The 26,418-nt window shown below is 70.4% G+C and carries 21 protein-coding genes and 2 pseudogenes; 15 read left to right on the forward strand and 8 right to left on the reverse strand.

All coding sequences use genetic code 11. From position 1 onward, the window contains the following. Positions 1-311 precede the first annotated feature (311 nt). The 6 genes from MEBOL_RS19840 (at position 312) to upp (ending at position 7,376) form a co-directional block, all read left to right on the forward strand. On the forward strand, positions 312-1,547 hold the full coding sequence (locus MEBOL_RS19840) for a cytochrome P450 (RefSeq protein ID WP_095978911.1): 1,236 nt from the start codon (positions 312-314) through the stop codon (positions 1,545-1,547). A gap of 54 nt (positions 1,548-1,601) precedes the next feature. Then, positions 1,602-2,543, forward strand: coding sequence for a 2-hydroxyacid dehydrogenase (locus MEBOL_RS19845; protein WP_095978912.1), 942 nt, complete (start codon positions 1,602-1,604; stop codon positions 2,541-2,543). A 203-nt stretch (positions 2,544-2,746) separates the two neighbouring features. Beyond that, positions 2,747-4,231 (forward strand): CoA-acylating methylmalonate-semialdehyde dehydrogenase, encoded by a 1,485-nt coding sequence (gene mmsA, locus MEBOL_RS19850; protein WP_095978913.1) that lies wholly within the window; start codon positions 2,747-2,749, stop codon positions 4,229-4,231. A gap of 29 nt (positions 4,232-4,260) precedes the next feature. Further along, complete coding sequence (locus tag MEBOL_RS19855) at positions 4,261-5,514, forward strand: GTP cyclohydrolase II (protein WP_095978914.1); 1,254 nt, start codon at positions 4,261-4,263, stop codon at positions 5,512-5,514. Beyond that, positions 5,507-6,706, forward strand: coding sequence for a URC4/urg3 family protein (locus tag MEBOL_RS19860; protein ID WP_095978915.1), 1,200 nt, complete (start codon positions 5,507-5,509; stop codon positions 6,704-6,706). The genes MEBOL_RS19855 and MEBOL_RS19860 overlap by 8 nt, the downstream gene beginning before the upstream one ends. A gap of 31 nt (positions 6,707-6,737) precedes the next feature. Further along, positions 6,738-7,376 carry a uracil phosphoribosyltransferase gene (gene upp / locus MEBOL_RS19865; RefSeq protein WP_095978916.1) on the forward strand — a complete coding sequence of 213 codons (639 nt, stop codon included), beginning with the start codon at positions 6,738-6,740 and terminating at the stop codon, positions 7,374-7,376. A 19-nt stretch (positions 7,377-7,395) separates the two neighbouring features. On the opposite strand, the gene MEBOL_RS19870 is transcribed toward upp, so the two are convergent. Beyond that, a complete protein-coding gene (locus tag MEBOL_RS19870; protein WP_245919925.1) occupies positions 7,396-10,314 on the reverse strand; it encodes a hybrid sensor histidine kinase/response regulator in 2,919 nt (972 codons plus the stop codon). A 259-nt stretch (positions 10,315-10,573) separates the two neighbouring features. Here MEBOL_RS19870 and MEBOL_RS19875 point away from each other — a divergent pair, with 259 nt between their 5' ends. Both MEBOL_RS19875 and MEBOL_RS19880 read left to right on the forward strand, forming a co-directional pair. Then, positions 10,574-12,217 carry a M55 family metallopeptidase gene (locus tag MEBOL_RS19875; protein ID WP_095978917.1) on the forward strand — a complete coding sequence of 548 codons (1,644 nt, stop codon included), beginning with the start codon at positions 10,574-10,576 and terminating at the stop codon, positions 12,215-12,217. A 278-nt stretch (positions 12,218-12,495) separates the two neighbouring features. After that, positions 12,496-13,470, forward strand: a complete 975-nt coding sequence (locus MEBOL_RS19880) for a hypothetical protein (protein WP_095978918.1) — start codon at positions 12,496-12,498, stop codon at positions 13,468-13,470. A gap of 42 nt (positions 13,471-13,512) precedes the next feature. Here the strand turns inward: MEBOL_RS19880 and MEBOL_RS19885 are convergent, their stop codons facing one another. Together MEBOL_RS19885 and MEBOL_RS19890 are read right to left on the reverse strand one after the other, a co-directional pair. Next, positions 13,513-14,928 (reverse strand): cytochrome P450, encoded by a 1,416-nt coding sequence (locus MEBOL_RS19885; RefSeq protein WP_095978919.1) that lies wholly within the window; start codon positions 14,926-14,928, stop codon positions 13,513-13,515. After that, a complete protein-coding gene (locus tag MEBOL_RS19890; RefSeq protein WP_095978920.1) occupies positions 14,925-16,220 on the reverse strand; it encodes an MFS transporter in 1,296 nt (431 codons plus the stop codon). The genes MEBOL_RS19885 and MEBOL_RS19890 overlap by 4 nt, the downstream gene beginning before the upstream one ends. Before the next feature lie 377 nt (positions 16,221-16,597). Here MEBOL_RS19890 and MEBOL_RS19895 point away from each other — a divergent pair, with 377 nt between their 5' ends. Then, the gene (locus tag MEBOL_RS19895; RefSeq protein ID WP_095978921.1) at positions 16,598-17,947 is read left to right on the forward strand and encodes an AHH domain-containing protein; all 1,350 of its coding nucleotides are present in this window, start codon (positions 16,598-16,600) and stop codon (positions 17,945-17,947) included. 105 nt (positions 17,948-18,052) lie between these two features. Then, the gene (locus MEBOL_RS19900; protein WP_342747787.1) at positions 18,053-19,213 is read left to right on the forward strand and encodes an imm11 family protein; all 1,161 of its coding nucleotides are present in this window, start codon (positions 18,053-18,055) and stop codon (positions 19,211-19,213) included. A gap of 92 nt (positions 19,214-19,305) precedes the next feature. Here the strand turns inward: MEBOL_RS19900 and MEBOL_RS19905 are convergent, their stop codons facing one another. From MEBOL_RS19905 to MEBOL_RS19920, 4 genes are all read right to left on the reverse strand, one after another. Further along, on the reverse strand, positions 19,306-19,947 hold the full coding sequence (locus MEBOL_RS19905) for a hypothetical protein (protein WP_095982883.1): 642 nt from the start codon (positions 19,945-19,947) through the stop codon (positions 19,306-19,308). 136 nt (positions 19,948-20,083) lie between these two features. Next, positions 20,084-21,202 carry an Ig domain-containing protein gene (locus tag MEBOL_RS19910; protein WP_095978923.1) on the reverse strand — a complete coding sequence of 373 codons (1,119 nt, stop codon included), beginning with the start codon at positions 21,200-21,202 and terminating at the stop codon, positions 20,084-20,086. After that, entirely contained in the window at positions 21,199-21,936 is a 738-nt protein-coding gene (locus MEBOL_RS19915) for a hypothetical protein (protein WP_095978924.1), read from the reverse strand. The genes MEBOL_RS19910 and MEBOL_RS19915 overlap by 4 nt, the downstream gene beginning before the upstream one ends. Next, on the reverse strand, positions 21,933-23,192 hold the full coding sequence (locus MEBOL_RS19920) for a caspase family protein (RefSeq protein WP_095978925.1): 1,260 nt from the start codon (positions 23,190-23,192) through the stop codon (positions 21,933-21,935). The genes MEBOL_RS19915 and MEBOL_RS19920 overlap by 4 nt, the downstream gene beginning before the upstream one ends. Before the next feature lie 316 nt (positions 23,193-23,508). Between MEBOL_RS19920 and MEBOL_RS43700 the strand changes: the two genes are divergently transcribed. Further along, positions 23,509-24,039, forward strand: coding sequence for an RNA polymerase sigma factor (locus tag MEBOL_RS43700; RefSeq protein ID WP_281256670.1), 531 nt, complete (start codon positions 23,509-23,511; stop codon positions 24,037-24,039). Next, entirely contained in the window at positions 24,036-24,782 is a 747-nt protein-coding gene (locus MEBOL_RS19930) for a hypothetical protein (RefSeq protein ID WP_095978926.1), read from the forward strand. Before MEBOL_RS43700 ends, MEBOL_RS19930 begins: the two co-directional genes overlap by 4 nt. A gap of 15 nt (positions 24,783-24,797) precedes the next feature. On the opposite strand, the gene MEBOL_RS19935 is transcribed toward MEBOL_RS19930, so the two are convergent. Then, positions 24,798-25,298, reverse strand: coding sequence for an ureidoglycolate lyase (locus MEBOL_RS19935; RefSeq protein WP_095978927.1), 501 nt, complete (start codon positions 25,296-25,298; stop codon positions 24,798-24,800). A gap of 102 nt (positions 25,299-25,400) precedes the next feature. On the opposite strand from MEBOL_RS19935, the gene MEBOL_RS19940 reads away from it, so the two are divergent. The 3 genes and pseudogenes from MEBOL_RS19940 to MEBOL_RS42340 all read left to right on the forward strand — a co-directional run. Next, positions 25,401-25,832, forward strand: coding sequence for a thiol-disulfide oxidoreductase DCC family protein (locus tag MEBOL_RS19940; RefSeq protein WP_157775277.1), 432 nt, complete (start codon positions 25,401-25,403; stop codon positions 25,830-25,832). A gap of 188 nt (positions 25,833-26,020) precedes the next feature. Continuing rightward, positions 26,021-26,077: pseudogene (locus tag MEBOL_RS43020) on the forward strand (hypothetical protein); the annotation flags it as partial. 61 nt (positions 26,078-26,138) lie between these two features. Then, positions 26,139-26,373: pseudogene (locus MEBOL_RS42340) on the forward strand (sensor histidine kinase); the annotation flags it as partial. Positions 26,374-26,418: the final 45 nt, after the last annotated feature.

The raw sequence follows: 26,418 nt of genomic DNA on the forward strand, positions 1-26,418 counted from the left end.
GACGAAAGGCGGGGCGGAATGCGGACTACCTGACATGTCCTTCACCTGGAGCGCACCGTAAGGGTTTGGTGAGACCCCCTGGGTCCTCCCCTACTCGGCCCGAGGAACAGGTTGCCGGAGGTCAGTGTCCGCGAGCGGACGGTTCTTCCCGGACGGCGTCCGCCCAGGGTCTTCCTTTTTCACTCTGAGTGCGTTTCCCACGAGCGGGCAACCCTGGCCCGGGGTCTGCAATGCAAACCGCCACAGACAGGCAAGGCCTGAATAGGTCGTGAATTTAGCGAAATTCACCTTACTTGAGAAAGAGGAAAGACATGTCGAGCGCGGCTCGCAGGCTCCATCTCAGCGTTCTCACCTCCAACGCCGGTCTCCCGCTCGAGCCGAGGATGCGGTGCCCGGAGACCGCGGAGTCCGAGTCCCTGCGTTGGTCCGAGGCGCTGAGGGCCTGGATCGTCCTGGGCCATGAGGACGTGACGGGCTGCTTGCGAGACAGCCGCCTGGGGACGTGCCGGGTGGACTTCCATGAAGCGCCGCTCCAGGGCCCTGGAGAGGAATTGCTCCAGGCCTTCCGCAAGAGCGTGTCGCCGCGGTCGGAGGATGGGCGGGAGCTGATGTGCCTGCGTCGGCAGGCCGCTCCGGGCTTTTCCCCCGAGGCGCTCGACGCCTGGCGTCCGGCCATCACGCGCCTGGCGAGGCACCTGGTGACGCGGGTGCGAGACCAGGGCCGCATGGACGCGGTACGTGCCCTGACGTGCATCCTGCCCGCGCTCGTCCTCGCCGAGGTGCTGGGCATTCCCGAGCGGGATCGCGAGGGCTTCCTCGCCTGGGCGCGCGCCATCGCGGATGTCCAGGCGCCCGCCGCGGATCTGGACGGGGGCACGCTGGCCCGCCACGCCCTGCTGGCCACCCGCGAGTTCCTCGACTACCTCGGGCCGCTCCTCGCCGAGCGCCGCCGGACGCCCGGGGAGGATCTGCTCAGCCGCATGCTCCAGGTCCAGCCGCCGGGGGCGGTGAGCCCCGAACAGCGGGTGTCCCACATCGCCTTGTTGCTGCTCTCGGGCCTGTCCTCCTTCGCGGACCAGCTGGGCAATGGGCTGCACGAGCTGTGGATCCACCCCGCCCGGTTCCAGCGGCTCCAGGCGGACCCCTCGCGGGTGCGCGGAGCGGTGGAGGAGGTGCTGCGGCTGAGCCCCGCGGTGCCCGTCCTGCAGCGCACCGTCCTGGAGACCTTCTCGCTGCGCGGCAAGACCCTGCGCAAGGGCGAGCCCGTGCTCCTCTGTCTCTCCTCCGCCAACCGCGACGCCTCGGTGTTCTCCGAGCCGGAGTGCTTCGACCTCGACCGGGACAGCGCCCGGCAGAAGCACCTGAGCCTGGGCTTCGGGCTGCACTACCGGTTGGACGCCGGTCTGGTGAAGCACACGTTGAAGGCGCTGATCGAGGTCGTGCTGGAGGAGTTGCCTGGCGCGCGGCTGGACGAGGAGCGGGCCTCGCGGCTCAAGAGACCGGGGCTGCACGCACGGGGCTTCGAGTCGCTGCCGGTGCGGTGGTGAACTCCCGGAGGCGCGGGCCTGCGCGGCCCGGCGACTTCCGCTATCAAGAGCCGCATGACCTTCCGGCTCCTGCAGAATGGACGTCTGCTCCCCGCCCTGGAGTCCGTGCTGACGGAGAAGTTCGATACCCATCCGCTGTGGCGGGAGGCGGACCCCTCCGCCTTCCTCGCGCGGCATGGGAGCGAATTCTCCGGCCTGGTCACCTCGGCGCGCCTGGGCGCGGACGCGGCGTTGATCGACGCGCTGCCCGGGCTCAAGGTCATCGCCACCTTCGGCATCGGCCATGACGCCATCGACCTGGAGGCGGCCCGGCGGCGCGGCATCGCCGTCAGCAACACGCCCGGCGTCCTGACGGACTGCGTGGCGGACCTGGCCTTTGGCGCCCTGCTCGACGTGGCGCGCGGGTTGTCCGCCGCGGATCGCTTCGTGCGCCGGGGCGACTGGTCGCGAGGGCCCTTTCCCCTCACCACGCGCGTGAGTGGCAGGAAGCTCGGCATCCTGGGACTGGGGCGCATTGGCGGGGCCATCGCCCGGCGGGCCTCGGGCTTCGACATGGAGGTGCGCTACTGCAACCGCCGTCCCTCGGACCTGGCGCCCTACCGCTACGAGCCTTCCCTGAGCGCCCTGGCGCGCTGGGCCGACTTCCTGGTGGTGTCCTGCGCTGGCGGCGCGGAGACCCGGCACCGGGTGGACGCCGGCGTCCTCGCCGAGCTCGGCCCCCGGGGCTTCCTCGTCAACGTGTCCCGGGGCTCGGTGGTGGAGGAGGCCGCGTTGGTGGAGGCGCTCGTCCACCAGCGCATCGCCGGAGCCGCGCTGGACGTGTTCGAGCACGAACCCCACGTTCCTTCCGCCCTGCTGTCCCTGGACACCGTCGTGCTGCTGCCGCACCTGGCCAGTGGAACCCAGGAGACCCGTCAGGCGATGGCGGACCTGGTGCTCGCCAACCTCGAGCGCTTCGTCGGCACCGGCACGCTGCTCACGCCCGTGTTGGGGTGAAGCGATTCCTGGCGCCGAGTCAAGCCCGCCTGGAGGGCGGGTGAGAGTGCGAAGGAGTGGATTCCGAGGCCCCCTGACAGGGGTCGTGCGTGTCCGGTAGCATACCGTCCAGGTTTGCCCCGCGATCCCCCCGGATTGTGGGTTTGTCCGGCCCTCCTGTTAGGCTTTCCATCAGACGTCGTCGTTTCACCGTGGGGGAGTGCGTGTCCTTCGTTCGATTGCCCGAGAGCCCCATTGCCTGCCGCAACCTCGTGGGAGGTGAGTGGGTGTTGCCCCGGGATGTGCAGCGGCTCGAGGTGCGCAGCCCGTATACGGGAGAGGTCATCGGCCACGTGCCCATGACGTCCGAGGCGGGCGTGGCCCAGGCGGTGGAGGCCGCGCGGGCGGCGTCGGTGGGCTGGCGCGCCATGCCCCTGCGCGAGCGCACCACGCTCATGGCCCGCTTCCGCGCGCTGCTGGAGTCCCACCTGGAGCGGCTGTCGCACCTGGCCGCGAGCGAGGCCGGCAAGACGGTGGCGGAGGCGCGCGCGGGTCTGCTCAAGGGCCTGGAGGTGTGTGACTTCGCCCTGTCCCTGCAGAACCTGGACACGGGAGGCGCGCTGGAGGTGAGCCGGGGCGTGAGCTGCGAGTTCCGCCGCGAGCCGCTGGGCGTGGTGGCGGGCATCACCCCGTTCAACTTCCCCGCCATGGTGCCCCTGTGGATGATTCCCACCGCGCTCACGGTGGGCAACGCCTTCATCCTCAAGCCCTCGGAGAAGGTGCCGCTGACGGCGTGCGCCCTGGGCGAGCTGCTGGTGGAGGCGGGTCTTCCTCCCGGCGTCTTCTCCGTGGTGCACGGCGGACGCGAGGCGGTGGAGGCGCTCGTGGCGCATCCGGAGGTGCGCGCGGTGGGCTTCGTGGGCTCGTCCGCGGTGGCGCGGCGCGTGTACGCGGAGGGCAGCGCGCGGGGCAAGCGCGTGCTGGCGCTCGGCGGGGCGAAGAACCACCTCATCGTCGTGCCCGACGCGGACGTGGGCCTCACCACGCAGGCCGTGGTGGACTCCTTCACCGGGTGCGCGGGCCAGCGCTGCATGGCCGCCAGCGTGATGCTCGCGGTGGGGGACGTGCAGCACATCGTCGACCAGGTGCTCGAGCGGGCCTCGCGGCTGGAGTGCGGGGCGGGCATGGGCGCGCTCATCGACCAGGCGAGCCGCACGCGGCTGGAGGCGGCCATCGACGCGGCCCAGAAGGCGGGCGCGCGGGTGGCGCTGGATGGACGGGGCAAGAAGCCCGCGGGCGAGCGCTGGGCGAATGGCCACTGGCTGGGCCCCACGGTGCTCGACGGCGTGCGCCCGGACATGGAGGCGGCGCAGCGCGAGCTGTTCGGCCCGGTGCTGTCCATCGTGCGCGTGCCCACGCTGTCGGCCGCGCTGGAGGTGGAGAACGCCTCGCCCTATGGCAACGCGGCCTCCATCTTCACCACCAATGGCGCGGTGGCGCAGGCGGTGGTCGAGGGCGCGCGCGTGGGCATGGTGGGCGTCAACGTGGGCGTGCCCGTGCCGCGCGAGCCCTTCTCCTTCGGGGGCACGGGCGAGTCCAAGTTCGGCCACGGCGACATCACCGGCGTCGCGAGCCTCGGGTTCTGGACGGACCTCAAGAAGGTCACCCGCAAGTGGAGCAGCAGGACCGACGGCAGCTGGATGAGCTGACGCGCTTTCGAGATTCCAAGGAGGGCGTCATGCCCGACAAGAAGAGCACCAATCACATCCGTCTCACCTCCCACCCGGACAGCGATGCCCAGGTGCTCCCCATTCGTTGGGGAGAGTCCGACCCCATGCGCCGTGGCCCCGTCGTCGCCACGCTGACGGAGCCCGGCCACCGCAACGTCGTCGGCACACACTCGGGCTCGTACGCCATCTACCGCGCCATCGCCGTGGCCGCGGGCCAGCTCACCCAGGACCACCGGGCGGACCTCACCAACACGGCGCCCGCCGCCCTCATCGGTCCCCACAAGTCCTGGGGCGAGGCGGATCGCATCGTGTCCCTGGACCCGTGGGGCGCGGTGGCGCCGCAGGTCTTCTCCTCCTATGTGCAGCAGGGCATGGACATCCGGCCGACCATCGCCATCACCCGGGCGCACATCAACATGCCCGAGCTGCGCGATGCCATCGCCGCGGGCCGGCTCAAGCCGGACGGCAAGATTCTCTGCGCCAATGGCGACGTGTCCGTGGTGAAGGCCGCGCTCGAGCCCGTGTGGTACCTGCCCGGCATCGCCCGGCGCTTCGGCCTCACGGAGGCGGCGCTGCGCCGCGGCCTCTTCGAGCAGACGGGCGGCATGTTCCCCGAGCTCATCACCCGCTCGGACCTGGACGTCTTCCTGCCGCCCATCGGCGGTCAGACGCTCTACTTCTTCGGGGACATGGACACCATTCCCAACCCGGACATCCCGCTCGCGGTGCGCGTGCACGACGAATGTAACGGCTCGGACGTGTTCGGCAGCGACATCTGCACCTGCCGGCCCTACCTCACGCACGGCATCGAGGTCTGCATCCAGACGGCGCAGGAGGGCGGCGCGGGCGTCATCGCCTACTCGCGCAAGGAAGGCCGGGCGCTCGGCGAGGTGACGAAGTTCCTCGTGTACAACGCGCGCAAGCGCCAGGAGGGCGGGGACTCGGCGGCCACCTACTTCCACCGCACCGAGTGCGTGGCGGGCGTGCAGGACATGCGCTTCCAGGAGCTGATGCCGGACGCCCTGCACTGGCTGGGCATCACCCGCATCCACCGCTTCGTGTCCATGAGCGACATGAAGCACGACGCCATCGTCAAGTCGGGCATCGAGATCCTCGAGCGCGTGCCGATCCCCGAGGGCCTCATCCCCGCCGACGCCAAGGTGGAGATGGAGGCGAAGAAGGCCGCCGGCTACTTCACCACGGGCAAGGTGGCGTCCCAGACGGAGCTGCAGGAGGTGAAGGGCAGGGCACTCGATGCCTGAGACCCTCACCCCCTCGGCCACGGTCGCGTTCCTGCGCAGCCCTCGCGCCATCCGCGAGCGCTGCCGGGCGCTGTTGGAGCTGGGGCTCGCCGGCCGGCTCGCGCACTTCCAGGTGGACATGTCCCGGCTGCCCGGCGTGGCGGACTTCGTGCTGGACGTCACGCGCGAGTCCTACCCCTCGCTGGACATTCCGGTGCACAGCCGCTGGGGCCACTTCGACGTGGGCGGCGTGCGGCGCAACGCGCAGCTGGAGGCCCGGCTCGCCGCGCTGCCCCATGCCGAGCGCGCCCGGGCGAAGTTGGACCTGGTCATCACCAGCGTGCTCCTGGACGCGGGCAGCGGTCCGTCCTGGAAGTACGTGGAGCCCGGGGGCGGCACCTACGCGCGCTCCGAGGGCCTGGCCGTGGCCAGCTTCCACATGTTCCTCTCGGGGGCGTTCTCCTCGGATCCCAAGCAGCCGCTCCAGGCGGACGCCGAGGGCCTGCGGCGCTTGAGCCTCGAGGCGCTGGCCCGGGGCTTCCAGGTGACGGCGGACAATCCGCTCGCGGGCCTGGAGGGCCGGCTCGCCCTGTTGCAGGGGTTGGGCCGGGTGCTGCCGAGGCCGGGTGCGCTGTATGACCTGCTCGCCGCGAGGGGCGCGCGGGTGACGGCGACGGAGGTGCTGTCCCAGGTGCTCGAGTCCCTGGGCCCCATCTGGCCGGGACGCGTCACCCTGGACGGGGTGAACCTGGGCGATGTCTGGCCGCACTCGGCGCTGGGCGCGGGGGATCACCCGGACTCGCTGGTGCCCTTCCACAAGTTGTCGCAGTGGCTGACGTACTCGCTGCTGGAGCCGTTGGAGGAAGGCGGCCTCCGGGTGACGGCGCTGGACGCGCTCACGGGACTGCCCGAGTACCGCAACGGCGGCCTGTTCGTGGACGCGGGCGTCCTGGTTCCCCGCGAGGCGCGGCTGCTCCAGGAGGCGTTCGCTCCGGGCGCGGAGCCCATCGTCGAATGGCGGGCGCTGACGGTGGCGCTCCTGGACGAGGTGGGCAAGAGTGTCCGCGAGCGGCTGGGCATGACGGCCGAGCAGCTGCCCCTGGCCAAGGTGCTGCAGGGAGGCACCTGGAGCGCGGGACGGAAGATCGCCGCGCAGAAGCGCCCGGGGGGCCCGCCGCCCATCCGGATCGAGAGTGACGGGACGGTGTTCTGAGGTTCAACCGAGACACGATGGAGAGGGCATCATGAAGTACTCGGACAATTGCACCGTGGTGGACCACCCACTGGTGAAGCACAAGCTGACGCAGATGCGGCGCAAGGACACGAGCACCGCCGAGTTCCGCGCGCTGCTGCAGGAGATTTCCCTGCTGCTTGGCTATGAGGCGACGCGGGACCTGAAGCTCACGGACGAGCCCATCGAGACGCCGCTGGCGAAGATGGACGCGCCGGTGCTCGAGGGCAAGAAGCTGGTGCTGGTGGCCATCCTCCGCGCGGGTCAGGGGATTCTCGACGGCATGCTGCAACTGGTGCCGAGCGCGCGCGTGGGCCACATCGGCCTGTACCGCGATCCCAAGACGCTCATGGCGGTGGAGTACTACTACAAGGTGCCCAACCAGCTGGCGGATCGCGACGTCATCGTGTGCGACCCCATGCTCGCGACGGGCAATTCGGCGGTGGCGGCGCTCAACCGCATCAAGCGCAGCAAGCCGGGAAGTCTGCGCTTCGTGTGTCTCTTGGCGTGTCCCGAGGGTCTGGCGAACCTGCGCGAGCACCACCCGGACGTGCACGTCATCACCGCCGCCGTGGACGAGAAGCTCGACGAGCACGGCTACATCCTGCCGGGCCTGGGCGACGCGGGCGACCGGCTCTTCGGCACGCGGTAGCGGCCCGCGCCTGCCCGCCTCACGCGGAGGCGTGCAGGGGCAGTTCCACCGTGAGGGTCGCGCCCCCTCCGGGCGTGTCCGTCACGGTGATGCTTCCCCCGTGCGCCTCCACCACCTGCCGGGAGACCCAGAGCCCCAGGCCCAGTCCCCCGTAGTGGCGCGCGGACACCGCGCGCTCGAAGCGGTTGAAGATGCGCGCGCGGTCCTCGGGCTTCACGCCCATTCCGTGGTCCACCACCTCCAGCCGTGCCCGTCCCTCCCGCCGGAACAGTCGCACCTCCACCGGCTTGCCGGGGCCGTAGCGGAGCGCGTTCGACAACAGGTTGCGCACCAGTTGCCCCATGCGCATCGCGTCCAGGTGGCCGGGCAGGCTCGCCTCGGACTGGAACGACAGGGCACAGCCACTCCGGGCCAGCTCCTCGCGCACCTGCGCCACGCCGTCCGCCACGAGCACCGCCAGGTCCACCGGCTGGGGTTTCACCCGCAGCTTGCCCGCGGCCACCAGCGACACGTCCATCATCGTCTCGATGAGGTTCGTCAGCCGCTGAATCTGCCGGCGCACCGAGACGAAACGCGCGGCCATGCGCGCGCGCACCTCGGGGGGCAACAGGCGCTCGAGCGCCTCGAGTTGCAGCCGCAGGGCCGCCAGGGGCGTCTTGAGTTCGTGGCTCGCCACGGACAGGAAGTCGTCGCGGGCGTGCACGGCCTCGCGCAGGCTCGACTCGCGGGCCTCGGCCAGGGTGGCCTCGTGCCGCAGGTGGGCCAGGTCCAGGTGGGCGCGCACCCGCGCCAGCAATTCCCGCGCGCCGAAGGGTTTGACCAGGTAGTCGTCCGCTCCGGCTTCCAGTCCCTCCACGGAGGCTTCCTGGCCCGCGCGCGCGGACAGCAGGATGAAGGGCACGGCCCGGAGGGCGGGGGTCGCTCGCACCTCGCGCAGGAGGTCGAAGCCCCCCAGCCGCGGCATCATCACGTCCGAGAGGATGAGATCCGGTGGACGCGCCCGGGCCTCCTCCAGCGCCTGGAGGCCGTCCCTCACGGCGCGCACCTCGAAGAAGGGCGTCAGGATGCCCGTGAGGTAGGCGCGCATGTCCGCGTTGTCGTCCACCACCAGCACGCGGGGCCCGCGGGGGGCCGTGGAGGACGCTTCCCGGAGGACCCCCGGCGTCCGCTCGCCGAGCCAGCCTCTCGCCTCTTCCAGGTAGGGCGCGGCGCGCGAGGCCGTCTCCTGGAAGGGCACCGCCGCGAACACCTGCTCCTGGGGCAGGTGGGCGGAGCCGAAGGGCAGGCGCACGGTGAAGGTGCTGCCCTCGCCCACCTCGCTCCGCACGGAGACGCTTCCGCCGTGCAGCCGGGCCAGCTCCCGCACCAGGAACAACCCGATGCCGCTGCCCTCGTGGCCGCGCGCGTGCGTGCCCTCCACCCGGTGGAAGCGCTCGAAGATGTGGGGCAGGGCTTGCGCGGCGATGCCCGTGCCGGTGTCCCGCACGCTCAGCACGGCCTCGGCGCCCTCCTGGCGCAGGGCCACCGCGATGCTCCCCTCGAAGGTGTACTTGAGCGCGTTGGACAGCAGGTTGAAGACGACCTTCTCCCAGGCCTCCCGGTCCACCCAGACCGGCTCGGACAGCGCGGACAGGTCCACGCTCAACCGGAGCCCCGCGCGCTGGATGGCCGAGTCGAAGTGGCTCACCAGCTCCGCGGTGAAGGACGCGAGATCCGTGGCCTGATAGGTCAGCGTCGCCCGGCCCGCCTCCATCCGGGCGAAGCCGAGCAGGTTGTTGACGAGCTTGAAGAGGCGCAGGCCATTGCGGTGCACGAGCGCCAGGCTCTCGCGCAGGGCGTCCGGCAGCGGCTTCTCCCGGTTGGAGAGCATGTCCTCCAGCGGGCCCAGCATCAGGGTGAGGGGCGTGCGGAATTCATGGCTGATGTTGCTGAAGAAGGCCGTCTTGGCCCGGTCCAGCTCCGCGAGCCGTTCGCCGCGCCGCCGCTCCTCCTCGGAGGCCCGGGCCCGCGCCGCGTCCGCCGCCACCTGGCGGGAGAGCAGCCGCAGGAAGTCCCGGTAGTCCTCGTCCAAGCGCAGCCGGGGATTCAGTCCCACCCCGAGCACGGCGTTGGGGATGCCATCCGTGTCCAGTGCCATGGGCAGCAGCAGGGCGCGGCTCGGCCCGGGGCGTGAATCCCAGGGCTTGATGAGCAGCTCCTGGCCCGAGCCCACCACCTCGCGCAGGGGCCAGGGCGCGCGGTCGTCCAGCGTCAGCTCCAGCGGGGCCGCGGACGCCGAGTCCTCCAGCCCCATCCGGACGACGCGCCGGGCCCGCTCCCCCTCCACCCGGTAGAGCAGCGCGAAGGGCACGTCGGCACGGCTCTCGGCGAGCACCTGCTCCACCGCGCGGAAGACGCCTTCCTGGGTGCTCTCGCGCGCGGCGCGGATGGACAGCTCGCGGATGACCTGGAAGCGCCGGGTGCCGAGGACCTGGTGGGTCGTCTCGCTCCCGATGGCCACGATGCCCGCGTACCGGCCGTGCTCATCGCGCGTGGGAATGAAGGACCAGGTGAAGAAGCACTCCTCCCTGAAACCCCGGCGCTCCAAGAGAAGGGGCTGATCCTCGACGGAATACGGGCGCATCGAGTGGTGGACGGTCTCGAGCATGGGCTCGACGATGTCCCGTATCTCCTGGAGCATGTCGCGCGCGAGCAGCCCCATGGCCGCGGGGTGCTTGGTGCCCAGGAGCGGGCAATAGGCGTCGTTGTAGAGGTGGACGTAGTGGGGTCCCCAGTACAAGGCCATGGGCGTGGGGGAGGCGAGCACCGTGCTCAAGGACGTGCACAGGGCGGCGGACCAGCCCTCGACGGGACCCAGGGGCGTCTGGCTCCAGTCCATGGCGCGGATGAGCGCGCCCATCTCGCCGCCGCCGATGGGCCTCTGTTCCCGCTCACTCACGACCCTCTCCCCGGGAGATGCCAGTTCAGCCGACGCGATATTCCAGGCGTGGGGATTTCCTCGGGACCAACCCGTGTGACCGTATCGGAATCGTGAAATTGGGAGTGGAGACGGGGTTTCGCAAGCGGCGGCCGGGCGAGGGGGCCCAGGGGAACGCTCTCCCCGCCGGGAGACTGCGTCCGAGCATGGCCTCGAACAGAAGTCACCTGGACCCCAGGTCACTGCCGCCGCGCCGCGCGACACGGCATTCTGCGCGGCCATGGCCAGGGCGCTGATCATCGTGGACCTCGAGGGCGTGGCCGGCGTGGACGCCCTCGGCGCGGTCATCGCCGGGGCACCCGGGTACTCGCGGGCCCGGGAGCGGGTGACCGCGGAGGTCAACGCCCTGGTGGAGGGGCTGCTCGCCGCGGGCTTCGAGCACGTGCGCGTGAGCGACAGCCACCTGTCCGGCTCGGGCGGGGCGAATCTGCTGACCGAGGCGCTGCACCCAGCGGTGGAGCTCCACTTCCTCGCGGAGGATGCCTACGCGGCCCCGCTCTTCGCGGACGTCCAGGCGGTGGCCTGCGTGGGCATGCACGCGGCGGCGGGCAGCGGGGGCTTTGGCGCCCACACGGTGGATTTACTGGGACACTGGACGTGCGCGGGCCGGGCGTTGTCGGAGACGGACCTGGTGCTGGGGCTGGCGGCGGAGGTGGGCGTGCCCGGGCTGCTCGTCTCGGGCGATGACGTGCTGTGCGACAGCCTGGGGGGCCGCGTGAGCGGGGTGTGCACGAAGACGGCCCTGTCCCTCACCGAGGCCCGCTCGCGCCCCTCCGAGGCGGTGTGCGCGCAGTTGCGGCTCGCCGCCGCGCGCCCGGCCCGGCCGTTGGAGCCCGTCCCGGAGGCGCCGCTCGTCCTCACCTTCAAGAGCCAGCACCAGGCCGGGCTGGCCGCGCGCACCGGTGCCCGTCGCGCGGGGCCGTACCGGGTGGAGGTGGAGGGCGCCACCTTCCGGGAGCGCTACACACGGGCCCTGCGCGCCTCGGCGGCCGCCGCCTCCGTCCTCACCCACGCGGTGGCCGGCGGGCCGGGAGATGCCTCGTTCTCCCGGGACGCGCTGGCGCTCTTCCACCTGCCGGGACCCCCCGCGCTGGCGCCCCCCCCGCCAGTCGCGGAGGCGGAGCGTGCGCTCGAGGCCTTCCTCGCGTCGACGGCGGGGACGGATGACGTGTCGCGGGCGCTGCGCGCGTTGACCTTGCACATGCTGGAGGGCCACGCGCCCCGCGTCTTCTCTCGTTGGGGATTGGAACCCACATTGCAGACAGCGGGGGCCGCACTCGCGGAGATATCCCTCTCACTCCCCGTGGGATTGGCGCCGGAGGAAGCCATGGCTCGGATTGATGCCTGGTTCGTGCGGCGCGAGCGAGGTTTTTCCACCGCGCCCCTGGCGCCCTCGTCCCTGCGTGCCTACCTGGAGCGCGCGGGCGGCGAGGGGCAGGGGTTATATGCGTGGCTACTGGGTGAGATGGTCGCGGCGTGTGGAATCGACGTGCGTCTCTCCATTCCGGAGCGCGCATACCGAGACGTGTCCCGCGTCGCGGATCTCTATTGGCTCACGCACCTCTACCTGCTCGATAGCCGTTACCTGCGAATCCCCGTGCGCTCACCCGACGCGGTGGCATGGACAGAGGAATTGCTCGCGGCCGCACCCTGGGTGCGGGAGCAGGGACTCGTGGATCTGGCGGCGGAAGTGGTCTTCTGCCTGCAATGTGTGGAGGAGTCTGGCGGAGGCGCGCATGCGTCGCTTCTGTCTTTGCTCATCGAGCGGCAGGACGCTCGCGGCGGGCTTGGAGATGCACACGCCACCGCGGCCGCGTTGCTCGCTTTGGCGGGCGCCTGCGAGCGCGCGCGCGGCTTCCACTGATACTACTGATACGCCCAAGGTAGGCCTTTTCCTCGATGGAGAAGGTGCCTTCGCTTTTCCAGACAAGACCTGTCGGGAGACGTGTGGCGGTGTGATCAGACACGTTCAACACTCAACGAGCCGCCATGGGAACGTCCAACGCCCCACGCGTCGGATGTCTGGCCTCACACCGCTAGGGCTTTTCTTGAGTTCCCGTGGATGCAGGGAAGGCCGCGCATCCGCATTCTGTGTTCACGGCCCTGGTGAGACCCAGGTGGCCGAGAGCCGGAGGTAGCGCCATGGGTTTCACGTCTTTCAAGGGTCTGTGGAGCGAGATGTCCGGGCGTGGGGCGGGGTTGAACATGGTGGTCTGGAGTCTGATGTCGGCACTGTCCGTGGGCGGTGCCGTGGGGTGTGGAGTCGAGCCGTCTCTCCAAGAGACGGCGGCGAACATGGAAACGCAGTCGCGAGCGCAGCGGGAGGGAAACGGCCTGTCGTTGAATGGTCTGTCGTTGAATGGCCTGTCGCTCAATGGTCTGTCGCTCAATGGCCTGTCGCTCAATGGCCTGTCGACCGAGGACTTCGCCAAGTGGTTCAATGCCAATATCGAGGGCCATTCCGCGCTGATGAGCTACATGGTGCTCTGCGCGGTGCCGCTGGGCGAGACGCGGCACTTCGAGAACCCGGCCACGGGCATGGCGTACACGTGGGTGGGAGGCCTGGGCCTGGCGCCGGAATGGTCGGGCGGGAAGCCGGCCACCGAGGTCGAGCAGCAGCTCGTCTCCGCGTGCCTGGCGGCCCACGTCAACAACTACAAGCTGCACGTCCCCATCTCCGTGCTCGGAGAAGACGCCCAGGGCACGCCCATCCCCTACACGGAGGAGGAGCTGACGACGTTCGCCCAGAACGAGTCGTGCTTCTTCGGCAACGTCTTCACCACGCTCAACCCGGGGCTCTTCGCGGGCAATGACCGGGGCTCCCTGGACCCGACCCAGAGCACGCCGCGGCCGTGCGGGCTGACGGGACTGGGCGGAGAGAGCCACCCGGCCTGCCCTCAAATCCAGCGCATCGGTCAGTGCAGTGACCACTGCGTGCTGGCGCCCGGGGACAAGTACTACGCCGAGTGCACGTACAAGGAGAAGACGTACAAGATGATCACCACCCGCATCCGCACCGAGGACGTGCACACCTGCGGTGATGGCGTGTGCCAGGTGGGCGAGCGCAAGGGGTCCGGCTACACGGCCGACAGCTGCAGCCTCGACTGCGGGACCTGAGCCCGGGGCCCGGAGAGGCTCCCCGGGCCTTGCCTCCGGCGGCTAGGCGGAGGAGGCGAGGTGGGTCCGGGACTTGCCCTGGCGGCGGTGGACATGCATGGGCAGGGGCCCCTTCGGCCGCAGGGTGACGAGGGGCTCGGGCTCCACGGGGACTCCGGGCACGCCGCGCAGGCGGAAGCGCTGGGCCACCATGGCGAGGATGAACTGCGCCTCCATCATCGCGAAGTTGTTGCCGATGCACTGGCGCTGGCCTCCGCCGAAGGGCAGGTAGGCCCAGCGGGGCCGCTGCCGGCTCGCCTCCGGCAGGAAGCGCGTGGGATCGAAGCGCTCGGGATCCGGCCAGAACTCCGGGTGGCGGTGGGTGACGTAGGGCACGAGCAGGACGATGTCGCCCTTGGGGATGCGGAAGCCCCCCACCTCGTCGTCCTCGTGGGGCGTGCGCGGCAGGGCCCAGATGGGTGGGTAGAGCCGCATGGCCTCCTCGAAGACACAGCCCGTGTAGCGCAGCTTGGGCAGGTCCTCGAGCGTGGGCGTGCGCCCGCCGAGCACCTGATCCACTTCCTCGTGCATCAGCGCCTCCTGCTCGGGGTTCTGCTCCAGCAGGTGGAAGGTCCACGCGAGCGAGGTGGCCGTCGTCTCATGGCCCGCGAGCATCAGCGTCATCACCTCGTCGCGCAGCTGCAGGTCGTCGAAGGCATCGCCCGTGTCCGCGTCGCACGCCGTCATCAGCATGCCGAGCAGATCCTCGCCCGGCGGTGACTGGCCATCGCGGGCCTGGGCCCGGCGCTGGGCGATGAGTCCCTCGACGGTGTGGTGGAGCGTGTCCATGGCCCGCTGGAAGAGGCGGTTGTCCCGCGTGGGCAGCCGGTAGAACCACGGCACGTAGGGCAGGGGCGAGATGATGCGCCGGTTGGTCACCTCGAGCGCCTGGGTGAAGGCGTCTCCGATGAGCTGGGTCTGTCCGGCCACGTCCAGGCCGAAGAGCGCGCGCACCACCACGTTGAGCGTCAGCCGCATCATCTCGGTGAAGACCGGCACGGGCGTGCCCGCCGCCACCGGAGCCTCCCAGCCCGCGATCGCCTCGGTGGCGGTCTGGGTGATGACGCCCGCGAGCGTGGCCAGACGGTCCTTGTGGAAGGCGGGCTGGGACAGCCGGCGCTGGCGCTTCCAGAACTCGCCCTCGGCCGTGAGCAGGCCGTTGCCCACCAGCGGGCGCGTCTTGGCGAAGATGGAGCCCTTGGTGTAGCGGGCGCTCGCGTCGGCGAGCACGTGCTTGACGTGATCCGGGTGCGCGAGCTGCTCCACGTACTGCGGGCCCATGCGGAAGCGCACCACGTCCCCCAACTGCTCGCGGCCGCGCAGGAAGAGGCCGAGGGGATTCGTCTCGCGCTCGCGCAGGTGGCCCAGGAGCCAGTGTCCCGGGGGCATGGGGGCCAGGGGAAGGGTCGAGGTCGTCATGCGCCACCTCCCGTGGCGGGAGACAAGGGGTTGGGGGTGGAGGCCGGGACGGCGGGGCGCTCGCGGATGCCCACGCCGACGAGGACGGCCGCCACCACCAGCGCGCCGAGCATCACCTGGAAGCCCGCGCCGGCGTCGTTGTCACTCCACTTGATGACGTAGCCGATGAGGATGTTGGTGAGGAAGCCGCCAATCTGCCCGCCGGTGTTGATGAAGCCCGAGCCCGCGCCCATCAGCCGCGTGGGCACGAGGATCATCGGCAGGGCCCAGATGGCGCCCGCGGCCATGAACAGCAGGAAGCCCGCGACGCACTGGGCCACCATGTACTGCACCGGATCCTCGATGCGGGTGAAGAGGTAGAGGCACGCGCCGCCCACCACCTGGCAGCCCAGGACGAGCCACTTGCGCCGGCCGCGGAACCACCGGTCCGACACGTAGCCGGCCAGCATGCAGCCCGCGCCGCCGAACAGGAAGGGCAGCGAGCCGAGCACGCCCGTCTTGCCCAGGCTCAGGCCCTTGACCTCCATGAGGTACTTGGGCAGCCAGTTGAGCCAGCCGTACATGGTCAGGTTGTAGATGAGCGCCACGAAGAAGAGCACCCAGATGGCCGGCGAGCGCAGGAGGTCCCCGAAGCTGCCGCGATCGAGCGTCTGCTCGGAGTTGGCCGCCTCCGAGCGGGTGTCGCGCTCGAACTGCTCCAGCTCCTCGCGCGCCATGCGCGGGTGCTTCTCGGGCGAGTCGGCCACGCTCCACCACGCGGCGAACACGCACAGGGCGCCCGCGGCCCCGAGCACGAGGAAGCTCTTGCGCCAGCCGAGCTCGGGCAGCATCTGGGCCAGGAGCATCATGGAGATGGCGGGCCCGAGCGCCACGGAGGACAGGATGATGGCGTTGGCGGTGCCGCGGTCCTTCTTGGAGAAGAACTGGCCGATGACCTTCCACACCGCCGCGGGGAACACGCCCTCGCCCAGGCCGAAGAGGAAGCGCACCACGAGCAGGCTCGCGAGGCCCCCCACCACGCCCGTGGCCGCGGTGAAGAAGGACCACCACACCAGGGCCGCGAGGATGACGCGCCGGGGGCCCACCCGGTCCGCCATCATCCCGCCGGGCACCTGCGACAGCGAATAGCCCAGGAAGAAGGCGCTGAGCACCCAGCCGAGCTTCTCGGGTCCGAGCCCGAAGTCCTGCGCCATGTACGGCAGGGTCATGTTGATGGCCATGCGATCCAGCCAGGCCACGAGGTAGCAGAACAGCAGGGTGAGCCCGACTGTGTGACGCGTCTTCAGGAACATGGGGCGGCACTATATCCGACCCTCGGGGGGCGCCACTTCGGGGGCCCTTGGTCCGAGGGGCAGCGGCCGGGCGTGAAGAAGCCCACGGCGCCGAGGGGGCAAGAGCCCGGCGCCGTGGGCCGTGGGTACCGCGACTGCCGCGGGACCGGAACGAGTCGGTCCCCCTCGGCGCTGCCCGTATAGTCCGTTGGCGCGTTGAAACCCCTCAAAATGGTCTTCAGGGTGCCGTCCCGGGAAGAATCCTCCTGGTTCGTGGCCTGGAGGTCCCACGTCATCGCTCTTTCGTCATGCTCCGGGGGCAGCTTGACGGGCGCACCCGCGTTTCCACGTAATTCCGGTGCGATGGATTCACGTCGCGTCGCTTCCGGAGGTGCGCCGTGTCCACCCGGCTTGTCGGTCCGCGTCCTTCTTGCGCACGGTTGAGTCCCCTGCTTGGCGGATGGTTTCTCCTCGTCCTCTTCCTCCAGTCCGCGTGCGTCACGGGCGCCCCTCGGGGCAGCCTCCTGGCGGGCTACCGCCATGACTCGCTCACGCCCCCTCCGGCACCCAAGGAGTACGTCACCCTCGTCTCCAGGAGCGACTTCGCACCCGTGCGGGTTTCGGACGCGGAGTTTCGCGAAGCCTTCTCGCAGCTCGTCCTGGAGGTGCCTCTGCGGGTTGCAACCCACCTCGCCAGACCGCTGGCCGGCCACTGGGTGCTGGCCTCCTGGTCCCCGGGTGGCGTGGACTCCAGCATCGAGCGAGGCTACGCGCGCCTGTGCGAACGGCGCGGGTCGCCCGGGGACTGCTTCTGGCTCCTCGGGGATGGCTCGCACGACACCACCCTCAGTCACCAGGATAGATTCGCGCTGGCTCTCGGCCTCGCACTCACCCCCGCGGTGGATGCGGCCACGGGGGCCCTCCAGGACTTCTCCGAGCACGCCATGACGGCTCTGCTCACCGGCCTCTCCCTCTATCTCGTCGTGCTCATGGCGCCGGAGCCCATCTCCAAGGGCCTCGCGCTGGCGATGACCCTCTTTCTCTGGAGCTATCTCGGCCATGAGTTCTGGGGGTTGATTTCCGCCACGAAACAACTCTGGGACGAAGCGGACGCCGCCAGCACGTTCCTCGAACTGCGCGACGCGAGCGAGAGATACGCCCAGGTGCTGGGGCCCAACACCCTGCGCGTTCTCATCATCCTCGCCACTTGGAGGGCGGGGACCAAGGGCAACGAGGCCATGACGGGAAGCGGGCTGCCAGGTTTCCCCCAGGCCATGCGGAACGCCGCTACCATGGGCCGCTTCCGTCTGCCAGCAGCGGCATCCGAAGCGACGTCCGTGTCCGTGGTCGAGGGCAGACTCATTCTGACGCTTCCCTCCGGCTCGGGTGCCTTCCTCGCCATGCAGCAGGCGGATGGAGAGGAAGGGGAGCTCCATCACATCGCCACCGTGGAGAACGAGAAGTCCTCCCATCGGGGCGGGCCCTGGACGCCAAAACTCAAGAAGTTCTTCGACAAGGCCGACATGTCGATGGAGGACACGGCGAACAAGGTTCGCGTCCCAGGCCACAAGGGGCCCCACCCGAAGGCGTACCATGAGCGAATCTATCAACGTCTCGCGGAGGCGGTGGAGGACTGCCAGACCACGGCGCAGTGCCGGGATGCGCTCACGCGGGAATTGGGGATGCTGGCCGGAGAACTCAAGAAGGTGGGCTCCGAACTCAACAAACTGGTGACCGGGGCTCAGTGAGGCGAGGAGAGCGGCATGGCGCAGAGGTATTTCGAGCTGACCGAGGACATGACCAGCCCAGACCGCTGGTTGTTGGGAAACCCGCTGGATGAGCGGGGGGAGGAAGTGCGCACGCGGCGGTTCATGAGCGGGGAGCCCACTCGCTTTAACGGTCTCCTTCGAGTTCCTGTCCACCACCCCGGCACTCCGCTCGATTTCACACGGGTCGACCCAGGAGCCATTCCCGTGGTCACCGAAAAGGTGGCCCGTGTCCTGGCCGAGCTGGCTCCGGGTGACGTCCAACTCTTCCCCGTGGAAGTGCAGTCGCGGCCGGAGGCCTATTTCCTGGTCAACGTCGCGCGCCTCGTGAAGTGCATTGACGACGAGGCGTCCACGGAAGTGCTGTACTGGAAACCGGAGGATGGGCGGCCCGAAAAGGTCGGGCAGTACCGGGATGTATACGGGATGCGCATCGACCCCTCCCAGGTCGCCGATGCCAAGGTTTTCCGTCCCTCGGGGTGGAGAGTGGCTCTCATCGTCGCCAGCGACGTGAAGGAGGCCCTTGAGCGCACCGGTGCCACGGGGCTCGACTTCCGAGAGGTCACGGGCCCCGGACGCCAGAGCGTCGAGCCGCAACCACTGGCGCGTTCACACATGGACTGGCTGCGGCAGGCGGATGCCGCACGCGAAGCCGCCTGGCGCACCCTCGGCGAACTGGAGGAAGCAGCCATTGTGCCGATTGTCTCCGTGGGTCCTGAGTGGCCGGGCCAACGGCGGGCTTGGCGCGTCATCCACCGTGCGATGCGACGGCTCCTGCTGGTGACGGATGGCCTCTCCGATCCCTTCCCTGGACACGAGGCGCCGTCCGTGGGCTTCGGCTTGGAACTCGCCATCGAAACCGACGAGCCTGTCCAGGATGTTCAGGGGAGTTGGGCCCTCGGGGTCCTCCAGCGCGTGGCGAACGAAGTCGCGGAACATGAGCGAGTGCGCACCGCCGCTCTGACGGGCCAGCTGACCATGGAGGTGTCGGGAAAGGAAATGCCCAGGTCCCTCGTCACCCAAGAGGGTCGGGTGGGCGTGCTGCTCGGACTGGCATCGAACACCCTTCCCCGGCACTTCGCGACTCCGGCGGGTGAGGTGCGGCTTGTCACCGTCAAGACGCTGCTGCCCTCCGAGCTGGCCTACCGCGTACAGCACGGGAAGCAAGGCCGGGAGGAACTGGTGCGGCGCTTCGTGGAGAATGGTGAGGAGCACCTGTCTCGAGCCAGACGGCGTGCGGTGGTGTAGCCGGCACGCCGGGTGCTCAACGAAAAAACCCGCGGCCGATGGGCCGCGGGTTTCTTTTGGAGTGGAGCCGGCTTGTCTCGGCGCCCGTGCGATCAGTCACCCTGGGGCTGCAGGTACTTCGACACGACGGGGATGTTGTTGAGGTTGAAGGTGAGGCTCATGTCGGGCGTGGTCACCGGGATGGCGGGGATGGTGCCGCTCTGCTCGGGGAAGACGATCTGCTTGCCATTGAAGGTGAGCAGCTTGCCCGGCACGGTGAACTCGTGGCCCGTCAGGTTGAAGTAGAGGTCGCCCACGTCCACGAAGCCGCCGGGCACCGTGAAGGCCGAGCCGGGGATGTAGTAGGGGATGGCCGGGACCGTCACGCCCGACACATCCACGCAGCGGTAGCGGGTCAGGTTGATGAGCGGGATGTTGAGGCTGAAGCTGGGGATGGTCTCGTTGATTTCCGGGATGGAGAAGATCGGCGAGCCCTCGGTGATCAGATCCAGGCCCGGCAGGTTCAGCGAGTAGCCGAGGATGTTCTGCGCCGTCTCATCCAGGTGCACCTTCACCGGCTGCGCCAGGGCCAGGCTGCCCGGGATGTGGATGGGGAAGGCCGGCGTGGTGACCGTCTGACCACCGACCTGGCCAATCACATACACGCAGGTCGTGCCCGCCAGGGCCATTCCGGGGACGGTCGAGGCAACGAGCGCGGCGCCAACGAGGAAACGCTTGAGGGAACGGGGGGTCATGGTCTTCTCCGGGTAGGAAGAGCCGCGGGGCTGCCGGAGGGGGTTCCGGTTCGCCATCGCGCCTTCAATAGGTATTGGCGGGAAAACCGGTGATTGGATCAAACCCGATTAAAAAACTTTTTCCGGATATTCCGGCTCAGTGGACCTTGAGGGTCAGCGACAGGCTCCGGGTGCCGAACACCGTCCCCAGCCACTCCGTGATGCAGACGGTGAACTGGAAGCTGCCCGCCTGGGTGGGCGCGCCGGACAGGACGCCCTCCGGGGAGAGTTGGAGGCCCGGGGGCAGTGGCCCCTTTTCCAGCTTCCAGGAGGGAGCGAGCGTATTGGTGTTGGCCTGGAGCGCGTAGCTGTAGGCCTCGCCCTGGCGTGCGTCGGGGAGGGAGCGGGTGCGGATGCACAGGGTGGCCGGCGCGCAGGTGCTGGGGGTGATTTGCAGGTTCCGGGTGGCGCTTCGCGGAGGCCGCGCGGAGTCCGTCACCCGGACCTCGAAGGAGGACGCGGCCCCCGACGCGTTCGACGTGCCCCGGACCGAGCCGTCCTCGTACAGGGCGAGGCCCGTGGGGAGGGCGTTGCCCGCCGAGAGCTCGAAGGTGTAGGGCGGCCTGCCTCCGAGGGCGGGAATCCGCTCCGTGTAGGCCCGGCCGCTCGGGACGTCCGCGAGGATGAGCGGCCCGGCCACCCGCAGCACCGGGTGGATGCGCACGGAGAGGGCCTGGCTCACGCGCCGCGGCTCCGGGGCGGCCTCATCCCTCACCTCGAGGGTGAAGGAGAAGTCGCCGTCGCCCGAGGGCGTGCCGGAGAGGATGCCCCTCGCTCCGTCGAGGGTGAGGCCCGCGGGTAGCACGTCGGCGGTGGTGAAGTGGTAGGGCGGCGTGCCTCCCTGGACCTGGAAGGTGAAGGAGAAGCCCTCCTCCGTCACTCCGTCCGGAGGCCGCTCGGCTCCGAGCAGGAGCGGAGGAACCTCCTCCCCCCCGTCCTGGCCTCCATCCGGCGGGGGTTCGGCGCCCGCGTCCGTTCCGGCATCGGCGCCGGCGTCGGCCCCGGGACCGTCGCTGTCCGGCGCCGGGGGCTCCTCGAGGGGACAGGGCCCGAGCGCGCCACAGTCCGGCAGGCAGAGGCCTTCCGGAGCGAGGCAGGTGAAGCCCGAGGGGCACCCGCCCTGGTCATCACAGGCGGGGTAGCGCGAGAAGTCCGGCGCGAAGACACACGCGCCCACGGCCAGCAGCAGCGCTGCTCCCGGAAGCCAGCGGCTCATGGCGTCTCCCAGACGAAGAGCAGGGTGCCTCCCACGCCCAGCAGCGCGCCCGCTCCCCACAGTGCATTGGCCGCGCGCGCGCGCGTGCGTCCCTGCTGGAGTTGACGGGCGAAGCAGTCGCGGAAGGCGGGGCCCTCGCCCGTGCAGCCCGCGCTCCCGGTGGACAGCACCGACTGGGTGTGCCGCGCCGCCAGCCCGAAGCCCACGCCCGCCGCGAGCGCCACGCCCCCCGCGGCCCAGAGGACCTGGGGCCAGGGGCCTCGTGTCACCCGCGGGGGCGCGCTCTGGCGTCCCCACGAGCCCTGGAACGCCTCGCGCAGCCGCGCCTCGTCCTCCTTCGGGGCCTCCGGGGAGAGCTCGAGCGTGGCATGTGATTCCAGGCCCTCGCGATCCACCACGGTGAGCGCCACGCCGCGCGCGCCGCCCACCCCGAGCGCCGTCCCGCGCACCAGCCGGTCCGCCCCGAGCGCCAGCACCTGCGCGCCCCGGCACGCCGCGTCCGAGCAGCCCGCGAGCCGTCCGCCCCGCGCGCGCAGCCGCGCCACCGTGTCCGCGCGCGGCTCCAGACACGTGCCCGGCAGGCCCTCCACCGCCCGGCGCACGGTCTCCTCCACCTGGCGGGCCTCGGCCGAGGAGAGCACCACGGGTTGCAGGGGCACCAGCACCACGCGCTCCCCCGGCGGGCAGGAGGCCTGGGTGAGCACGAGCGTGAGCGCGAGGGACAGGAGGCTCATGGCGAGAGATCCGGCTGTTGCTCGTCGGCCACGGGCGACTGCCCGATGCTGGCCATGTAGCCTTGGTAGAAGCGCGGCCCGAAGGGCACGGAGAAGAGCCGGTCGCGGAAGGCGTCCTCCACGGCGCCCCGCGCGGCGAAGGTGTTCTCCCTCCAGGCGAGGCCGCCCGCGTCCACCACCGCGCCCTCGCGGGAGAAATGGAAGGGCGCCTCCCGCCCCGTCGAGCGCAGGAAGTAGCGCTGGGTGGCGGGCAGTCCCAGCACCACCGAGCGCTCGCGCTCCTTGTTCAGCTCCGCCACGCGCAGCCCCCGGGCGTCCTCCACCCACACCCGGCCCTCGAGCCCCGGCGGCATCAACAGGAAGCCCAGGCGCGAGCGGTCCCCCAGGTCCACCAGGGGCGCGTTCCGGTCCAGCGCGGGCGGTTGGATGGACACCTCGAGCCGGCCCCGCACGTCGTCCACGCCCTGGTTGGCCGCGGCGATGAAGGCGCTCAGCTCCGAGTACTCCACCCGTCCGTCCGCGTTGACGTCCGCGGCGCCCGCGAGCGCGGAGAGCACCTGGTGGCTGAACACGCCCGAGCGGATGGCGCTCCACTCGTGGCTTTCCTGCTCGCGCGTGGTGGACAGCACCGCGCCCACATGCGGGTAGCGCGAGAGCTCCCGCGCGGCGAGCGTCTCCCGGACCGCCACCGCCTGGGCGGGCGCCACGGGCAAGGCGCCCCGCGAGTTGACGAAGTAGTACGAGTCGCACGCGTCCACGATGAGGTGGATGCGGCTCGCGGTGCTGGAGGCGAGCACCTGGGTGTACAGGTCCGTCCGGGTGAAGGCCCCATCGAGCAGGCTCACCGCGCCCTCACCCGCGGGCCCGCGCTTGCCGTGGCCGGTGAAGACGAAATAGAGCACGGGCTCGGCGCCCCGGGCCTTGTCCGCGGCCATGCGCGCGTTGAGCCGGGCGAGCGCGTCCCGGAGCGCGGCGCGGGTGGGCGGGGCCGTGCGGGCGGCGAGCCCCGGGTGCAGGGCCTGCGTGTCGGCGTCCAGCACCGTCAGCAGCACCGCCTCCTTCGTCCTCGGCGCCAACAACTCGTGGTAGCGCGCCCCGTCATCGTCGGCATAGCGCAACGGCGCCTGCTGGGGCTCCGTCCCGGTGTTGTTGGCGAGGATGAGCGCGTAGGCGGGCCGCTCGGGCGCGGCGCTCGCGGTGGAGCCCCCGAGGAACACCGCGCAGCCGGCCGCCAGGGCACATCGAAGCAGTCGCATGGAGCCTGGAGTGTCCCCGGGAGACGCGGGACGGAGCAAGGGTGGTCTGGAAAAACCCGGAAAATGGGTGCCCGGCCGCTCCTCTGTCCTCTGGCCAACCTCCGCCGCCTTTTTTCTCAGGAAGTGATCCAACCCCCGCCGCCGCGGACAACTGGGGTCAGCGGGGACGGATGACGCGGGAGGCGGGGCACGCTAAGTGGCCGAGGTGATGGAGTGGGACGCACGGACATTACAGGCTTTCCGCGACGGCGATCCGGAGACGATGGGACGGGTGTACCGGGCGCATGCGGAGGGGTTGGCCAGGATGCTCCGGGGCATGGCCTGGCGGACGCGGGGCGGGGGCCCGTTCCGGGGTGCCCTGGAGGTGGAGAACGCGGTGCTGGAGACGTTCGCGAGGGCCTTCGAGCCGAGGACGCGGCTGGCCTACGACGGGCTGCGCCCGTACCAGCACTTCCTGATGGGCATCGCGCGCAACGTGCTGCTGGAGCAGGCGCGCCAGCGCGAGGTGGCGGTGGGGCTGGAGCCTTTCGAGGAGGTGGGCGAGATGGCGGCGGAGGAGGCGGCGGGCTCGGCGGGAGTGTTGGAGGATCAGGAAGTGGAGGGACTGTTGGCGAGCTTCAAGGACGGGCTGTCCCCGGAGGAGCGGCGGCTCTTCGAGATGCGCTTCGGCGAGGAGGGGGTGGCCCAGGAGAGCGCGGCGGAGCGCCTGGGGATGACGCGCATCCAGGTGCGGCGCCGGGAGTTGGGGTTGAAGACCCGGCTGCTCGAGTTCCTGCAGTCGCGGGGGTACCTCGAGGGCATCGAGGTCAAGGGGTGGAGTTTCCTCAAGCGGCGAGGCCAGTCATGAGCCCATGCACGGACCCGCGGGCGAAGCAGGCCCTGCGGGCGCTCTTCGAGGGCGGACTGGACGCCGGGGGTTTCTCCCGCCTGCGCGAGCACGTGGCCAGGTGCGCGGAGTGCCGCGAGGTCTACGAGCGGTTGAGCCGGGTGGACTCCGCGCTGGAGAAGCGCGCCCTGCCCGAGCACCGACGGGCGCTCCTGGAACAGGAGCTCCTGGCGCGGCTGGCCACGGCGCCCGGGGCCGTGCGTCCGTCCGGGCACAAGCGCTTCTCGCTGCCCTCGTTCCTCCTGCCCTCGTTGGTGGGGCTGGCGGTGGCCGCGGTGGCGCTGGTGTGGGTGGTGCCGCGGCTGCGCGCGCCGGAGTCCGAATGGCAGGCGCGGGGCGGTTCGGGCACGAGCGCCTGGGGCCTCCGGGCCTTCTGTGTCGGGCCCGGGGGGCGCGTGCTCGCGGAGGCGAGCCCAGGTGGGGCGCTCGCGTGTGGCGAGGGCGACGCGGTGCAGTTCAGCTACACGGCTCCGGAGGCGGCGCGGCTGAGGGTGGAGGCGGCGGGCCCGTCCGGCGAGCCCCTGCGCTTCTTCCCGTCCGAGGGCCCCGCGGCCCCGGTGACGCCGGGCGTGGACGTGCCGCTCCCCCACAGCACGCCCGTCCAGGGGGGCTGGCTCGCGGCGCCCTTGAAGGTCCGCGCGAGCTTCGTGGACACCCAGGGCCGGGTGGTGTCCGAGACGTCCCTCACGCTGTCGCCCCGGTGACGGGCGGCACGCACCTCACGTCAGCTCGAAGACGGCATCCCCCTGGAAGGGCACCTCATCGCAGTTGTCCGCGGGGTGGGTGTCCTTGCGCCCGAGCACGAGGAAGTCGGTCTCCACCTCCAGGGCGAGCGTCGGGTGGTGCCAGGTGCCCGGCGCGTAGTTGACGCCCTGGTGGCCATTGGTGACGAAGACGCGCAGCGTGGCGGGGTCCGGGGCGTCGCGTCCCAGGGCCACCACGACGAGGAAGGGCCTCTCTCCGAGCGGGAGGAAGAGCTGGCTGGACAGCGGGTGGCGCTCCAGCCGGGTGCAGCGCAGCGGGAAGAGCGCGGGTTGCACCCGGAAGAGGCTGAGCAGGGCGCGGCCTCCTTCCCGATCGAGCGCCAGGGCCGCCACGTCGTCGTAGCGCCACGCCGTGCCACTATTAATGATGCGCCCGCCGGTCTCGGGGACCTCCACCACCTCGCCATATCCCGCGAAGGCCTCCGCCGTCAGCGCTTCCCGCATGGGTCGGATCATCGCCGCTCATCCTTCCTGGAGACGCGTCCTCTCTCGGGAGTCCCGGGACGGCCTCTCCAGGGTTATGACATGGTTCGCACTGTTTCTCCGAGGGAGGCGAAGGTGAGCACTCCGAAGCACGTGCTGTTCTTCGATGGCGTTTGCGTGATGTGCAACCACACGGTGCACTTCATCCACCACCGGGACAAGCGGGACGTCTTCCTCTTCGCCGCGCTCCAGAGCCCGCTCGCCCACGAGACGCTGGCCCGCTACGGCAGGGACGCGGCCTCCCTGGACGGCGTGTACCTGCTGCTCGGACACGGCACCCCGGAGGAGCGGCTTTCGTGGAAGTACGGCGCCGTGCGCGCGGTGCTCAAGGAATTGGGCGGTGGCTGGAAGGTGTTGGCCTTCCTGATGGGTCTCATCCCCAGGCCGCTGGGCGACGTGCTCTACGACGGGGTGGCCCGGAATCGCTACCGGCTCGTCGGCAAGTACGAGGCGTGCGCCATCCCTGGCCCCGAGCTGCGCCGGAAGTTCCTGGCCGACGGCTCGTAGTCCAGGCATCCCTCTGAGGGCGAGGGCCCTCAAGGACGATCGCGAGAAGTGTCTGGGAGACGACCTGGACGGCGGACGCACGCGGAAATGGACAGCGCGAGGCGCGAGCGGAACCGCCGCGTGCGCGCATCCTGGTCGTCGACGACCATGCCCCCAACCTGCTCGCCCTGGAGGCCACGCTGGATGACCTGGGCGAGGTGGTGAAGGCCCACTCGGGCGACGAGGCTCTCCTGCGCCTGTTGCGCGAGGACTTCGCCCTCATCCTGCTGGATGTGCAGATGCCCGGCATGGATGGCTTCGAGGCCGCTTTGGGTTCGGGACGAGGGCGTGGGAATCCCGGCGGAGAAGCTGGCGCTCATCTTCGAGCGTTTTGGACAGGCCCACGGGGCGCGCTACGGGGGCCTGGGCTTGGGGTTGACCATCTCCCAGGGCATCATCGCGCAGCACGGTGGCCGTATCTGGGCCGAGTCCGGGGGGCATCGAGGGCGAGGGAAGCACCTTCCACGTCCGGTTGCCCCTGCGGCGTCGAGGATTGGATTGACGTCACGACCCGTCCGGATGCCCTGGCCCGGGGCCCGTGCTATTC

Source organism: Melittangium boletus DSM 14713 (assembly GCF_002305855.1).
In the GTDB taxonomy this organism is placed as follows: domain Bacteria; phylum Myxococcota; class Myxococcia; order Myxococcales; family Myxococcaceae; genus Cystobacter; species Cystobacter boletus.